Here is a 14,377-nt window from a genome sequence, read left to right on the forward strand (position 1 = left end):
AGTCGTCCTGTCCACTGTCGCTGGGCTGTCAATGGTTTGGACACTAGCAGAAAAACTTTGTCACACACACGCAGGTAGCGGATTTCCGGGCGGTTTCTGGCTGTCATGGGGGACTGGTATACTCGCCGCCGATTACAACCCCCCTTGTGTGAGAGTCAATGGAACGCTTTATCGAAAATGCAATGTACGCCTCGCGCTGGCTGCTGGCGCCGATCTATATCGGGCTGTCCCTCGGGCTGCTGGCGCTGGCATTGAAATTCTTCCAGGAAGTGTTTCATGTCATTCCCAACGTGTTCTCCATGGCCGAGTCCGAGCTGATTCTGGTGCTGCTGTCGCTGATCGACATGGCACTGGTGGGCGGTTTGCTGGTGATGGTGATGATTTCCGGCTACGAGAATTTCGTGTCCGAGCTGAACATCGACGAAGGCAAAGAGAAGCTCAGCTGGCTGGGCACCATGGACTCCTCGTCGCTGAAAATGAAAGTGGCGGCGTCGATCGTGGCGATTTCCTCGATCCATCTGCTGCGGATCTTCATGGATGCCAAGAACGTCGATCCCGAGCATCTGATGTGGTACGTGATCATCCACATGACCTTCGTGATCTCGGCGTTTGCCATGGGTTATCTGGACAAGCTCACCAAGCACTGATGAGTTGTCGTTCGCTGTAACAAAACCGCCCGTCTGTTGCGAAACAGACGGGCGGTGTCGTTTATGGCTTGTGCTTTGTAGCGCCGAAGCATATCCCTGTAGGCGTCCCGGCTCGCCACTGCGTGAGGTGCGTTCATGAACCTGCAAGAATTGAATGCGTTTGCCATCGCCAAGAAGGTCGATGAGTTGAACCTGATCTCCATGGAGGGCGGCATTTATCTGCTGGAGGCGCGCATGCATGGCGCGGCGTACCCGCTGAGTGATCCACAGGGCAAGATGCTGATGTTGCGCTCGGTGGAGCATGCGCGGGATGTGCTGCACAGCTTTCCGGTGCTGCCGTTCAACCTTGTGCACACCTCGGTGCACGATGAAATGTGCGGTCTGGGTGCCAGCGGTGAAGAAAGCCTGAAAGTCCCGCTGGCCTGGCGCTCGGCACTGTAGGCCCGAGGGTCTGATCAATGCCGGAACAACTGTGCTAGTCTGCTCGCCCTTTTGGTTCCGGGCGCGCCGGGACGCGCTGTGCACGCACGGCATGTCCTGAGGCCGTCCGCACAGCGGAGCAGTGTCATGTCCGAAGTAAATCTGTCCACCGACGAAACCCGCGTCAGCTACGGTATCGGCCGTCAGCTGGGTGACCAGCTGCGCGACAACCCGCCACCGGGTGTCAGCCTGGACGCCATCCTGGCCGGTCTGACCGACGCATTCGCCGGCAAGCCAAGCCGTGTGGGTCAGGACGAATTGTCCGCCAGCTTCAAAGTGATCCGCGAAATCATGCAAGCTGAAGCCGCTGCCAAGGCTGAAGCCGCTGCCGGCGAAGGTCGTGCGTTCCTGGCTGAAAACGCCAAGAAAGACGGCATCACCACCCTGGCTTCCGGTCTGCAATTCGAAGTGCTGACTCAGGGCGAAGGCGCCAAGCCATCCCGTGAAGACACCGTGCGTACTCACTACCACGGCACGCTGATCGACGGCACTGTGTTCGACAGCTCCTACGAGCGTGGCCAGCCTGCAGAATTCCCGGTTGGCGGCGTGATCGCTGGCTGGACCGAAGCCCTGCAACTGATGAATGCCGGTAGCAAATGGCGTCTGTACGTGCCGAGCGAACTGGCTTACGGCGCTCAAGGCGTTGGCAGCATCCCGCCGCACAGCGTTCTGGTGTTCGACGTCGAGCTGCTCGACGTTCTGTAATTCCGTTACCCTGCACAAGCGTGGCTTGTGCAGGGTTTCTCCGCCGTTCTCATACTTCGATCTTGTGATGCAGCTCACTGGTCGGGCGCAACGCCCGGGCATAGCAGAACAGGAACAGATTGCGCACCAGCTCCTTGAGCACCAGCGGTTCACTGGAACTCAGGCCGCTGACGTCCAGATCCCCTTGATCCTGCAACTCGTGCAGGGCTTCTTCTTCCAGTACCGCGCAGACTTCACCGGTTTCCCGATGCAGGATCCTGAGGTAAGGGTGTGGGCGATCCAGCCAGGCATCGATCAAATAAGTCATGGTTCTCATCTCCATTGAAAGGGTTTCAATGAGAATAATTCTTATTCGTCAAATAGCAAGCGTCTATTGGCGGTTTGTGATTTTTTGCGGGTAAAGATTGCGTAAGGTCAAAACGACTGGCGTTTGGCTACTGCGTGGATTTGCTGGCGAGGCGGAGGGGAGGGCGAAGCTCCATCCCGCGACGGGCGCGGGATGGAAGACAGCATATTCAGACTTTTCTGACGAACTCGGATTTGAGTTTCATCGGGCCGATACCGTCGATCTTGCAGTCGATGTCGTGGTCGCCGTCACACAGGCGGATGTTCTTGACCTTGGTGCCGACCTTGACCACCAGCGAGGTGCCCTTGACCTTCAGGTCCTTGATCACGGTGATGGTGTCGCCGTCCTGCAGGACGTTGCCGACCGAGTCTTTCTTCACGGCATCATCGGACGCCACTTCGGCTTCGCCGCCGGCAGACCACTCGTGGGCGCACTCCGGGCACACCAGTTGGGTGCCGTCTTCGTAGGTGTATTCGGAATTGCATTTCGGGCAGGGTGGCAACGTGCTCACTAAGGCTCCTTGGAGAGGGGGTCGTTAAAAGTCGCACATTATATAAGGTTTTAGCTGCAGATGGCAGGCAACAAAAAACCGCAGGCTCCGACGGAGGCTGCGGTTTTTTGATGATGCGGCGTTGATCAGTGCGTGCGGGCGACCGCGAACTCGCTCAGCTCAACCAGTGCATCGCGGTATTCGCTGGCCGGCAGCGTTTCGAGGCACTTGATCGCACGGGCCACATAGTCACGGGCCAGTTGCGCGGTGTATTCCAGCGAACCGGATGCTTCCACGGCGATGCGGATGCTTTCCAGGTCTTCGATCCCGCCTTTCTGGATCGCCTGGCGTACCAGTGCGGCTTGCTCCGGCGTGCCTTCGCGCATGGTGTAGATCAGCGGCAGGGTCGGCTTGCCTTCGGCCAGATCGTCACCGACGTTCTTGCCCAGGGTTTCGGCGTCGCCCTTGTAGTCGAGCAGGTCGTCGACCAGTTGGAACGCCACGCCCAGGTGATCACCGAAGGTGCGCAGGGCTTCGCTCTGCTCGGCGGTCGCACCGGCCAGTGCCGCGGCGCTGTGGGTCGAGGCCTCGAAAAGCATCGCGGTCTTGCCGCGGATGACTTCCATATAGGTTTCTTCGGTGGTGCTGGCGTCGCGAACCTTGGACAGCTGCAGCACTTCGCCTTCGGCGATGATGCGCGTGGCCTGGGACAGGATCTTCATCACCGGCATCGAACCCAGTTCGACCATCATTTCGAACGAGCGCGAGTACAGGAAATCGCCGACCAGCACGCTCGGGGCGTTGCCCCACATGGCGTTGGCGGTCGAACGGCCACGGCGCATGCCGGACATGTCGACCACGTCGTCATGCAGCAGGGTGGCGGTGTGCAGGAATTCGATGGTGGCGGCCAGCAGGCGCATGTCGTCGCCTTCGCGACCCAGGGCCTTGCCACACAGCAGCACCAATAAAGGACGCAGGCGTTTTCCGCCGGCCGACGTGATGTAATCGCCGATTTTCGATACCAGCGGCACTCGGGAAGTCAGCTGCTTCTTGATGATGCCGTCGACGGCGCTAAAATCGTCCGCCACCGCGCGGTAGAAAGCTTGGGGTTGCATCAGCGACAGGTGCTCCAGAAGGGTTGCGCGGCATGCTAGGACCCACGTCCGGGCCTGTCAAGGCGCGATGGACGGCCACTTGCATGACTCTTGTAGCTTGCGTACAATCGCGCACCCTGAACTTCCTGGGCAGCACCTGCCTTACGCAATTGCAATCGGGCCTCCAGCCCAATGCAGCCATGCCAGCCAATACCTCTTCTTATAAAGAGCTGGGTGAGCAGGATTATCGGAGAAATACCATGTCTTATGCAGTAATCGTTACTGGTGGCAAGCAGTACAAAGTTGCACCAGGTGAATACCTGAAGATCGAAAAACTGGAAGTCGCTACTGGCGAATCCGTAACTTTTGATCGCGTTCTGTTGGTTGCCAATGGCGACGACGTGAATATCGGCGCTCCAGTTGTTGCTGGCGCTACCGTTGTGGCTGAAGTGATCTCCCAAGGTCGTCACGATAAAGTTCGCATCATCAAGTTCCGTCGTCGTAAGCACCACATGAAGCGTATGGGCCACCGCCAGTGGTACACCGAGATCAAAATCACCGGTATTCAGGCTTAATTTCAGCCTAATTCCTCACTAGGAGAATTGACTCATGGCACACAAAAAAGCTGGTGGTAGTACCCGTAACGGTCGCGACTCAGAAGCCAAACGCCTTGGCGTGAAGATGTATGGCGGCCAGGTCATCAAGGCCGGCAACATCATCGTGCGTCAGCGCGGCACCCAATTCCACGCTGGCTACGGCGTTGGCATGGGTAAAGATCACACCCTCTTCGCGAAAATCGAAGGCGTGATCAAGTTTGAAGTAAAAGGCGCCTTCGGTCGTCGTTACGTGAGCGTAATCGCAGCCTAACTGCGAGAGTGCTGGAGAAGCCCTGTCTTGCGACGGGGCTTTTTCGTTTGTGGGGTGAGTCTCTTGCAAAGCTGTTTGTATGGGCTGCCGGCGTGCGATGCAGGTCGTGGATTGGGGTCGCTGCGCTCATTTTTGCAAGAGTCTTATGTCTTGATTGTTTTTCGGCTCGTCCGTACGGCGAGAGGCGTTGGTTATGAAGTTTGTTGATGAAGTATCGATTCGCGTAAAAGCTGGCGACGGTGGCAATGGCGCCATGAGTTTCCGTCGGGAAAAATTCATTGAAAACGGTGGCCCGAACGGCGGTGACGGCGGTGACGGCGGTTCCATCTTCATGATGGCCGACGAAAACCTGAACACCCTGGTGGACTACCGCTACACCCGGCATTTCGACGCTGAGCGTGGTTCCAACGGCGGCAGCACCGACTGCACTGGCAAGAAGGGTGAAGACCTGATCCTGCGCGTGCCGGTCGGCACCACGGTGATCGACTCCGCCACTCAGGAAGTCATCGGCGACCTGACCAAGGCCGGTCAGAAACTGATGGTGGTTCAGGGCGGCTGGCACGGTCTGGGCAACACCCGTTTCAAATCCAGTACCAACCGAGCGCCGCGTCAGACCACGCCGGGCAAGCCGGGCGAGCAGCGTGACCTGAAACTGGAAATGAAGGTTCTGGCCGACGTCGGTCTGCTGGGCCTGCCGAACGCCGGTAAAAGTACCTTTATACGTTCGGTGTCGGCTGCCAAGCCGAAAGTCGCCGATTACCCGTTCACCACGCTGGTGCCAAACCTGGGTGTGGTCAGCGTCGATCGCTGGAAAAGCTTCGTCATTGCCGACATTCCGGGTCTGATCGAAGGTGCTTCCGACGGTGCCGGTCTCGGTATCCGTTTCCTCAAGCACTTGGCGCGTACCCGTCTGCTGCTGCACCTCGTGGACATGGCGCCGCTGGATGACGCCAGTGCACCGGATGCCGCTGAAGTGATCGTCAACGAGCTGATCAAGTTCAGCCCGTCGCTGGCTGAGCGTGATCGCTGGCTGGTGCTGAACAAGTGCGACCAGATCCTTGAAGAAGAGCACGATGCTCGCGTCAAGGAAATCGTCGATCGTCTGGAGTGGACCGGTCCGGTCTACGTGATCTCGGCCATCTCCAAGCTGGGTACCGAGCGTCTTTGCCACGACATCATGCGTTACATGGAAGATCGTGCCGATCGCCTGGCCAATGACCCGGCCTACAAGGAAGAGCTGGCCGATCTCGATCAGCGCATCGAAGATGAAGCCCGTGCTCAGTTGCAGGCGCTGGATGACAAGCGTGCCCTGCGTCGCAGCGGCGTGAAGTCGGTCCATGACATCGGCGACGATGACTGGGACGAAGAGGATGTGGATGACGAAGGCGGTCCGGAAATCATTTACGTGCGTGACTGATTCGTTGAAGTAAACTTAAGCGCCGCTCAATCGAGCGGCGTTTTAGTATCTGGAAATCGATCGTTGGTCACGAATAACCACGAATAATGTCATGGGCAGTGCCAGGTCGCGCTGCCCTCAAGCTAAGGTTGAAGATGATGCGGAGCAAGGTGACGGGTGCGCAGCGTTGGGTCGTGAAGATCGGCAGCGCTTTGCTGACAGCGGATGGCAAAGGGCTCGATCGTGCGGCAATGGGTGTCTGGGTCGAGCAGATGGTGGCCTTGCATGAGGCTGGCGTCGAGTTGGTGCTGGTGTCCTCCGGGGCGGTGGCGGCCGGCATGAGCCGTTTGGGCTGGACCACGCGACCCAGTGCGATGCACGAGCTCCAGGCCGCTGCTGCAATCGGTCAGATGGGCTTGGTGCAGGCCTGGGAATCGAGTTTTGCCGAGCATGGCCGGCACACCGCGCAGATTCTCCTGACCCACGACGACCTGTCCGATCGCAAGCGCTACCTGAACGCCCGCAGCACCTTGCGTGCGCTGGTCGAGCTGAAAGTCATCCCGGTGATCAACGAAAACGACACTGTGGTCACTGACGAAATCCGTTTCGGCGACAACGACACGCTTGCCGCGCTGGTGGCCAACCTGGTCGAGGCTGATCTGCTGGTGATCCTGACGGATCGCGACGGCATGTTCGATGCCGATCCGCGCAACAATCCCGACGCGCAATTGATTTACGAAGCGCGCGCCGATGATCCGAGCCTGGATGCGGTGGCGGGTGGCACTGGTGGTGCGTTGGGTCGTGGTGGCATGCAGACCAAGCTGCGCGCGGCGCGTCTGGCGGCGCGTTCCGGGGCGCATACCATCATTGTCGGTGGGCGTCTGGAGCGAGTGCTCGATCGTCTGAAAGCGGGCGAGCGAATCGGTACGTTGCTGTCGCCTGAGCGCGGGATGCTGGCGGCACGCAAACAGTGGCTGGCCGGGCATCTTCAAACCCGTGGCACGCTGGTGCTGGATGATGGTGCGGTGTCCGCGTTGTCCCAGGGCAACAAAAGCTTGCTGCCGGTCGGCGTCAAGTTGGTGCAAGGCAGTTTCCGTCGCGGCGAAATGGTGGTTTGCGTGGCGCCGGACGGTCGTGAAATCGCCCGAGGCCTGGCCAACTACAGCGCGCTGGAAGCACAAAAAATCATCGGTCAGTCGTCAGATGCGATTGTCGGTTTGCTGGGTTACATGGCTGAGCCGGAACTGGTTCACCGTGACAACCTGATTCTTGTTTGAGGAAACGCGCAATGCGCATGGCAAAAGGATTGTTGGGCTTGCTGATGGCGTTGCCATTGCTGGCCTCGGCCGAGGAAATCGGCCAGGTATCGACGGTGTTCAAGTTTGTCGGGCCGAACGACCGGATTGTGGTCGAGGCGTTCGATGATCCGAAAGTCGAGGGTGTGACCTGTTATCTGTCGCGCGCCAAGACTGGTGGCGTGAAGGGTGGTTTGGGGTTGGCCGAGGATCGTGCCGAGGCGTCCATTGCTTGTCGTCAGGTGGGTTCTATCAACTTCAAGGGTGAGCTGAAGGATGGCGAAGAGGTGTTCAAGGAGCGCACTTCGCTGGTGTTCAAGACCATGCAGGTGGTGCGTTTCCTCGACAAGAAGCGCAATACGCTGGTGTATCTGGTCTATAGCGATCGCCTGATCGAGGGTAGTCCGCAGAATGCGGTGACAGCGATCCCGATTCTGCCGTGGGCGCCAGTCCATTAATTTGGGCGTCAATAAAAAGAGGAGCCGGTTGGCTCCTCTTTTTTTGTGTTGTTTCAGCAAATCGCAGGCAATAAAAAACCGACCCTGAGGTCGGTTTTTTAATGACTACGTCGCTTAGGCAGCTTCTTTCAGTGCCTTGACGTGGCCATTCAGACGGCTCTTATGACGAGCAGCCTTGTTCTTGTGGATGATGCCTTTATCGGCCATACGGTCGATAACTGGCACAGCCAGAACGTATGCAGCTTGAGCTTTTTCAGCGTCTTTTGCGTCGATGGCTTTAACTACATTCTTGATGTAGGTACGAACCATGGAACGCAGGCTGGCGTTGTGGCTGCGACGCTTCTCAGCCTGTTTTGCACGTTTTTTGGCGGAAGGTGAGTTGGCCACCGTCGAGCTCCTCGAAAGACTTTTTAGGAAATAGCAAACAAAATAGGCCGCGAATCATGCCGATGAGTTGAAGTCTTGTCAAGGGCGCTTGAAACGTTCCGCTAAGTGGTAGGTATAAAGAGGCGGGATATTTATTTCCGGCGCTTGACCTGTAAACTCGCGAGCTTTGGCTCTGTGCTGTTGCGGCGCGGAGTATCGCACAAGTAGGCGCATTGTTCGCCTGCTGTTTATCGACAGGCACAAATTCCTTCAATGAATCTGCTCAAATCGTTGGCCGCCGTCAGCTCTATCACGATGCTTTCCCGGATTCTCGGGTTTGTCCGCGACACGCTCATTGCGCGTACATTCGGCGCCGGAATGGCGACAGACGCCTTCTTCATCGCCTTCAAACTGCCCAATCTGCTACGGCGAATCTTCGCCGAGGGTGCATTTTCCCAGGCGTTTGTGCCGATTCTTGCCGAATACAAAAGTCAGAAGGGTGAGGAGGCGACCCGTACCTTCATTGCCTATGTGACGGGACTTCTGACGCTGGTTCTGGCGCTGGTGACGGCGCTGGGCATGATTGCCGCGCCCTGGGTGATCTGGGCCACGGCCCCCGGTTTTGCCAACACACCGGAAAAGTTCCAGCTGACCTCTGACCTGCTGCGAGTGACCTTCCCCTATATATTGCTGATCTCCCTGTCATCTCTGGCGGGTGCGATTCTCAATACCTGGAACCGTTTCTCGGTGCCGGCGTTCGTGCCGACCCTGCTCAACGTCAGCATGATCGTGTTTTCGCTGTTCCTGACGCCGTACTTCGATCCACCGGTCATGGCCCTCGGGTGGGCGGTGCTGGTTGGCGGTCTGGCGCAGTTGCTCTATCAACTGCCGCACCTGAAAAAGATCGGCATGCTGGTGCTGCCACGCCTGAATCTGCGCGATACCGGTGTCTGGCGGGTGATGAAGCAGATGTTGCCGGCGATCATCGGTGTCTCGGTCAGCCAGATTTCCCTGATCATCAACACCATCTTCGCCTCGTTTCTGGTGGCGGGCTCGGTGTCGTGGATGTACTACGCCGACCGCCTGATGGAATTGCCGTCCGGTGTGCTGGGCGTGGCGCTGGGCACGATTCTGTTGCCGACATTGGCCAAAACCTACGCCAGCAAGGATCGTCACGAGTACTCGCGGATTCTCGACTGGGGCCTGCGCCTGTGCTTCGTACTGGTGTTGCCATGTGCGCTGGCGCTGGGGATTCTGGCCGAGCCGTTGACGGTTTCGCTGTTCCAGTACGGCCAGTTCAGCGGGTTTGACGCAGCCATGACCCAGCGTGCGTTGATTGCCTATTCTGTCGGTCTGCTCGGCATTATCGTGATCAAAGTGCTGGCGCCAGGCTTCTATGCGCAACAGAACATCCGTACGCCGGTAAAAATCGCAATCTTCACCCTGGTGGTCACTCAGTTGTTCAACCTGGTGCTGATCGGCCCGCTGGCGCACGCCGGGCTGGCGTTGGCGATCAGTGCCGGTGCCTGTCTGAACGCCGGGCTGCTGTTCTATCAACTGCGCAAGCAGCAGATGTATCAACCGCAGCCGGGCTGGCTGAAGTTCGGTTTCAAGCTGGTGGTCGCCGTGGCGGTGATGTCGGTGGTGCTGTTGATCGGCATGCATTTCATGCCCGCGTGGGATCAGGGCCACATGCTGGAACGCTTCCTGCGCCTGGGCGCCTTGGTGGTTGCCGGCGTGGTGGCGTATTTCGGCATGTTGCTGCTGCTCGGTTTCCGCCTGCGCGACTTCAATCGCAAGGCGTTGAGCTGAGGTTTTATCCTTGATAAACGGGCGCGAGCCGGCAGTTTTGTCGGCTCGATCACTTTGGGTTACGGTGTTGCCTGTCGTCTGCCGCCGGGTGTGGTTATAATCGGCCACTTTATGAGCAAGAAGCGCGTTATGCAGCTGGTTCGAGGCCTTCACAACTTGCGCCCCCAGCATCGGGGCTGCGTCGCCACTATTGGCAACTTTGACGGTGTTCACCGTGGTCACCAGGCCATCCTGGCCCGACTGCGTGAGCGTGCGCTCGAGTTGGGCGTACCCAGCTGCGTGGTGATTTTCGAGCCGCAGCCACGGGAGTTCTTTGCTCCGGAGACCGCTCCGGCGCGTCTGGCCCGGTTGCGCGACAAGCTGCAACTGCTGGCCGCCGAAGGTGTTGACCGGGTCTTGTGCCTGGCCTTCAACCAGCGCCTGAGCAAGCTCAGTGCCAGTGAATTCGTCGACACCATCCTCGTTGATGGCCTCGGCGTGCAGCATCTGGAAGTCGGTGACGATTTCCGTTTCGGCTGCGACCGTCTCGGCGATTTCGATTTTCTGTTGCAGGCCGGGCAGGTTCACGGGTTTACCGTGGAGGCCGCGCAAACCGTCGAGCTGGACGGCATTCGTGTCAGCAGCACTCAGGTGCGCAATGCGTTGGCCGCCGCCGATTTTGCTTTGGCTGAGCGTCTGCTCGGCCGCCCGTACCGGATTGCCGGTCGCGTGCTGCATGGCCAGAAACTGGCCCGGCAACTGGGTACGCCCACTGCCAACATTCAACTCAAGCGCCGTCGCGTGCCGTTCACCGGGGTTTACCTGGTCGACGTCGACATCGACGGCAAGACCTGGCCCGGCGTCGCCAATATCGGCGTGCGGCCCACGGTGCAAGGTGATGGCAAGGCCCACCTTGAAGTCCATCTTTTAGATTTTGCCGGCGATCTGTATGACCGGCGTTTGACGGTGGTTTTCCACCAGAAGCTGCGTGAAGAGCAGCGTTTCGCCTCCCTGGAGGCATTGAAAACGGCGATCAGCGCGGATGTCGCCGCCGCCCGTGCACTAGCCGCACCTAGCGCCCATCGCTAATGAAGAGCCTTAAATGACCGACTATAAAGCCACGCTAAACCTTCCGGACACCGCCTTCCCAATGAAGGCCGGCCTGCCACAGCGCGAACCGCAGATCCTGCAGCGCTGGGACAGTATTGGCCTGTACGGAAAGTTGCGCGAGATTGGCAAGGATCGTCCGAAGTTCGTCCTGCACGACGGCCCTCCGTACGCCAACGGCACGATCCACATCGGTCACGCTCTGAACAAGATTCTCAAGGACATGATCATCCGTTCGAAGACCCTGTCGGGCTTCGACGCGCCGTATGTCCCGGGCTGGGATTGCCACGGCCTGCCGATCGAGCACAAGGTTGAAGTGACCCATGGCAAGAACCTGGGCGCGGACAAGACCCGCGAACTGTGCCGTGCCTACGCCACCGAGCAGATCGAAGGGCAGAAGACCGAATTCATCCGTCTCGGCGTGCTGGGCGACTTCGCCAACCCGTACAAGACCATGGACTTCAAGAACGAGGCTGGTGAAATCCGTGCCCTCGCCGAAATCGTCAAGGGCGGTTTCGTGTTCAAGGGCCTGAAGCCCGTGAACTGGTGCTTCGACTGCGGTTCGGCCCTGGCCGAGGCTGAAGTCGAGTACGAGAACAAGAAGTCCTCGACCATCGACGTCGCGTTCCCGATCGCTGATGAGGCCAAACTGGCCGCCGCGTTTGGCCTGCCGTCGCTGAGCAAACCTGCCTCGATCGTGATCTGGACCACCACTCCGTGGACCATTCCGGCCAACCAGGCGCTGAACGTTCACCCGGAATTCACCTACGCCCTGGTCGATATCGGCGACAAGCTGCTGGTGCTGGCTGAAGAGCTGGTCGAATCCTGCCTGACCCGTTACGGCGTCGAAGGCACTGTATTGGCGACCGCTCCGGGTTCGGCGCTGGAGCTGATCAATTTCCGTCATCCGTTCTACGACCGCCTGTCGCCGGTGTACCTGGCCGACTACGTGGAACTGGGCGCCGGCACCGGTGTGGTTCACTCCGCCCCGGCCTACGGCGTGGATGACTTCGTGACCTGCAAGAAGTACGGCATGGTCAACGACGACATTCTCAACCCGGTACAGAGCAACGGCGTTTACGTGCCGTCGCTGGAGTTCTTCGGCGGCCAGTTCATCTGGAAGGCCAACCCGGCCATCGTCGACAAACTGACCGAAGTCGGTGCGCTGCTGCACACCACCGTCATCGAACACAGCTACATGCACTGCTGGCGTCACAAGACCCCGCTGATCTACCGCGCTACCGCGCAGTGGTTCATCGGCATGGACAAAGAGCCGGTCAGCGGCGACACCCTGCGTGTGCGCTCGCTCAAAGCCATCGAAGAAACCAAGTTCGTTCCGGCCTGGGGCCAGGCGCGCCTGCACTCGATGATCGCCAACCGTCCGGACTGGTGCATCTCCCGTCAGCGCAACTGGGGCGTGCCGATCCCGTTTTTCCTGAACAAGGAAAGCGGCGAGCTGCACCCACGTACCGTCGAGCTGATGGAAGAAGTCGCCAAGCGCGTTGAAGTCGAAGGCATCGAAGCCTGGTTCAAACTCGACGCTGCCGAACTGCTGGGTGATGAAGCGCCGCAGTACGACAAGATCAGCGACACCCTCGACGTCTGGTTCGACTCGGGCACCACGCACTGGCACGTCCTGCGCGGTTCGCACCCGATGGGCCACGAGACCGGCCCGCGCGCCGACCTGTACCTGGAAGGTTCGGACCAGCACCGTGGCTGGTTCCACTCGTCCTTGCTGACCGGTTGCGCCATCGACAACCATGCGCCGTACCGCGAGCTGCTGACCCACGGTTTCACCGTGGACGAGTCTGGCCGCAAGATGTCCAAGTCCCTGGGCAACGTGATCGCGCCGCAGAAAGTCAACGACACCCTGGGCGCCGACATCATGCGTCTGTGGGTCGCTTCGACCGACTACTCCGGCGAAATGGCCGTGTCCGAGCAGATCCTGCAACGCAGTGCGGATGCCTATCGTCGTATCCGTAACACCGCACGCTTCCTGCTTTCCAACCTGACCGGTTTCAACCCGGCCACCGACCTGCTGCCAGCCGAAGAGATGCTGGCACTGGATCGCTGGGCGGTGGATCGCACCCTGCTGTTGCAACGCGAGCTGCAAGAGCATTACGGCGAATACCGTTTCTGGAACGTCTACTCGAAGATCCACAACTTCTGCGTTCAGGAGCTGGGTGGTTTCTACCTCGACATCATCAAGGATCGCCAGTACACCACCGGCGCCGACAGCAAGGCCCGTCGTTCGTGCCAGACCGCGCTGTTCCACATCTCCGAAGCGCTGGTGCGCTGGATCGCGCCGATCCTGGCCTTCACCGCCGACGAGCTGTGGCAATACCTGCCGGGCGAGCGCAACGAATCGGTGATGCTCAACACCTGGTACGAAGGCCTGACCGAGTTGCCGGAAGGCTTCGAACTGGGTCGCGAGTACTGGGATCGCATCATGGAAGTGAAGGTGGCGGTCAACAAAGAGATGGAAATCCAGCGCGCGGCCAAGGCCGTCGGTGGCAACCTGCAAGCCGAAGTGACGCTGTTCGCCGAAGATGCTCTTACCGCCGACCTGGCCAAGCTGAGCAACGAACTGCGCTTCGTTCTGATTACTTCGACCGCCAGCGTTGCGCCGTTCGTGCAGGCTCCTGCCGATGCCGTGGCTACTGAAGTCAGCGGCCTGAAGCTGAAGATCGTCAAATCGGCCTTCCCGAAATGCGCCCGCTGCTGGCACTGCCGTGAAGACGTCGGCGTGAACCCGGAGCATCCGGAAATCTGCGGCCGTTGCGTGGACAACATCGATGGCGCCGGGGAGGTTCGTCACTATGCCTAATGCCGTTGGCCGTTTCGGACGGCTGAGCTGGCTCTGGTTGAGCTTGCTGGTTCTGGTCATTGACCAGGCCAGCAAGTTTTACTTCGAAGGCAAGCTCGAGATGTACCAGCAGATCGTGATCATTCCCGATTACTTCAGCTGGACCCTGGCCTACAACACGGGCGCGGCATTCAGCTTCCTGGCTGACAGCTCCGGCTGGCAGCGCTGGCTGTTTGCCCTGATCGCGGTCGTGGTCAGTGCAGTGCTGGTGGTCTGGCTCAAACGCCTGGGCCGCAACGAAACCTGGCTGGCCGTCGCACTGGCGCTGGTGCTGGGTGGCGCGTTGGGCAATCTGTATGACCGCATTGCCCTGGGCCATGTGATCGATTTCATTCTGGTGCACTGGCAGAACCGCTGGTACTTCCCGGCGTTCAACTTCGCCGACAGTGCCATCACTGTTGGCGCAGTGATGCTGGCACTGGACATGTTCAAAAGTAAAAAAACCGGAGAAACCGTTCATGACTGAACA

The 14,377-nt window shown here is 59.1% G+C and carries 16 protein-coding genes; 12 read left to right on the plus strand and 4 right to left on the minus strand.

What is annotated here, in order from left to right; all coding sequences use genetic code 11:
• Positions 1 to 158: 158 nt before the first annotated feature.
• The 3 genes from AC07VV_RS23995 to bamJ all read left to right on the plus strand — a co-directional run bounded on the left by AC07VV_RS23995 (position 159) and on the right by bamJ (position 1,832).
• Positions 159 to 647, plus strand: coding sequence for a TIGR00645 family protein (locus AC07VV_RS23995; RefSeq protein WP_096820858.1), 489 nt, complete (start codon positions 159 to 161; stop codon positions 645 to 647).
• A 135-nt stretch (positions 648 to 782) separates the two neighbouring features.
• Positions 783 to 1,088 carry a DUF6482 family protein gene (locus tag AC07VV_RS24000; RefSeq protein ID WP_096820859.1) on the plus strand — a complete coding sequence of 102 codons (306 nt, stop codon included), beginning with the start codon at positions 783 to 785 and terminating at the stop codon, positions 1,086 to 1,088.
• Positions 1,089 to 1,214: 126 nt separating this feature from the next.
• Complete coding sequence (gene bamJ, locus AC07VV_RS24005) at positions 1,215 to 1,832, plus strand: BamJ family beta-barrel-assembly machinery protein (protein WP_096820860.1); 618 nt, start codon at positions 1,215 to 1,217, stop codon at positions 1,830 to 1,832.
• A 49-nt stretch (positions 1,833 to 1,881) separates the two neighbouring features.
• Here the strand turns inward: bamJ and AC07VV_RS24010 are convergent, their stop codons facing one another.
• From AC07VV_RS24010 to AC07VV_RS24020, 3 genes are all read right to left on the minus strand, one after another.
• On the minus strand, positions 1,882 to 2,139 hold the full coding sequence (locus tag AC07VV_RS24010) for a PA4570 family protein (RefSeq protein ID WP_039771721.1): 258 nt from the start codon (positions 2,137 to 2,139) through the stop codon (positions 1,882 to 1,884).
• 208 nt (positions 2,140 to 2,347) lie between these two features.
• Positions 2,348 to 2,689, minus strand: a complete 342-nt coding sequence (locus AC07VV_RS24015) for a zinc ribbon domain-containing protein YjdM (protein WP_007950963.1) — start codon at positions 2,687 to 2,689, stop codon at positions 2,348 to 2,350.
• A 125-nt stretch (positions 2,690 to 2,814) separates the two neighbouring features.
• Positions 2,815 to 3,783 carry a polyprenyl synthetase family protein gene (locus AC07VV_RS24020; RefSeq protein WP_102621104.1) on the minus strand — a complete coding sequence of 323 codons (969 nt, stop codon included), beginning with the start codon at positions 3,781 to 3,783 and terminating at the stop codon, positions 2,815 to 2,817.
• Between the two features lie 239 nt (positions 3,784 to 4,022).
• On the opposite strand from AC07VV_RS24020, the gene rplU reads away from it, so the two are divergent.
• The 5 genes from rplU (at position 4,023) to AC07VV_RS24045 (ending at position 7,778) form a co-directional block, all read left to right on the plus strand.
• Entirely contained in the window at positions 4,023 to 4,337 is a 315-nt protein-coding gene (rplU, locus tag AC07VV_RS24025) for a 50S ribosomal protein L21 (protein ID WP_007950961.1), read from the plus strand.
• 34 nt (positions 4,338 to 4,371) lie between these two features.
• Positions 4,372 to 4,629 (plus strand): 50S ribosomal protein L27, encoded by a 258-nt coding sequence (gene rpmA, locus AC07VV_RS24030; RefSeq protein WP_016773121.1) that lies wholly within the window; start codon positions 4,372 to 4,374, stop codon positions 4,627 to 4,629.
• 193 nt (positions 4,630 to 4,822) lie between these two features.
• Entirely contained in the window at positions 4,823 to 6,046 is a 1,224-nt protein-coding gene (gene cgtA / locus AC07VV_RS24035) for an Obg family GTPase CgtA (RefSeq protein WP_495037661.1), read from the plus strand.
• Positions 6,047 to 6,183: 137 nt separating this feature from the next.
• Complete coding sequence (proB, locus tag AC07VV_RS24040) at positions 6,184 to 7,302, plus strand: glutamate 5-kinase (RefSeq protein ID WP_102621103.1); 1,119 nt, start codon at positions 6,184 to 6,186, stop codon at positions 7,300 to 7,302.
• An 11-nt stretch (positions 7,303 to 7,313) separates the two neighbouring features.
• Complete coding sequence (locus AC07VV_RS24045) at positions 7,314 to 7,778, plus strand: CreA family protein (protein ID WP_102621102.1); 465 nt, start codon at positions 7,314 to 7,316, stop codon at positions 7,776 to 7,778.
• A 114-nt stretch (positions 7,779 to 7,892) separates the two neighbouring features.
• Here the strand turns inward: AC07VV_RS24045 and rpsT are convergent, their stop codons facing one another.
• On the minus strand, positions 7,893 to 8,165 hold the full coding sequence (gene rpsT / locus AC07VV_RS24050) for a 30S ribosomal protein S20 (RefSeq protein ID WP_003228351.1): 273 nt from the start codon (positions 8,163 to 8,165) through the stop codon (positions 7,893 to 7,895).
• 252 nt (positions 8,166 to 8,417) lie between these two features.
• Here rpsT and murJ point away from each other — a divergent pair, with 252 nt between their 5' ends.
• The 4 genes from murJ to lspA all read left to right on the plus strand — a co-directional run bounded on the left by murJ (position 8,418) and on the right by lspA (position 14,374).
• Positions 8,418 to 9,956 (plus strand): murein biosynthesis integral membrane protein MurJ, encoded by a 1,539-nt coding sequence (murJ, locus tag AC07VV_RS24055; RefSeq protein ID WP_192559034.1) that lies wholly within the window; start codon positions 8,418 to 8,420, stop codon positions 9,954 to 9,956.
• A 129-nt stretch (positions 9,957 to 10,085) separates the two neighbouring features.
• Positions 10,086 to 11,024 carry a bifunctional riboflavin kinase/FAD synthetase gene (gene ribF / locus AC07VV_RS24060; protein WP_007959537.1) on the plus strand — a complete coding sequence of 313 codons (939 nt, stop codon included), beginning with the start codon at positions 10,086 to 10,088 and terminating at the stop codon, positions 11,022 to 11,024.
• Between the two features lie 13 nt (positions 11,025 to 11,037).
• Positions 11,038 to 13,869: an isoleucine--tRNA ligase gene (gene ileS, locus AC07VV_RS24065; RefSeq protein ID WP_495037662.1), complete on the plus strand. Its 2,832-nt coding sequence runs from the start codon at positions 11,038 to 11,040 to the stop codon at positions 13,867 to 13,869.
• Complete coding sequence (gene lspA, locus AC07VV_RS24070; RefSeq protein WP_223449009.1) at positions 13,862 to 14,374, plus strand: signal peptidase II; 513 nt, start codon at positions 13,862 to 13,864, stop codon at positions 14,372 to 14,374. The genes ileS and lspA overlap by 8 nt, the downstream gene beginning before the upstream one ends.
• Positions 14,375 to 14,377 lie beyond the last annotated feature (3 nt).

It is taken from the genome of Pseudomonas sp. GW821-FHT02C04, from assembly GCF_059421845.1.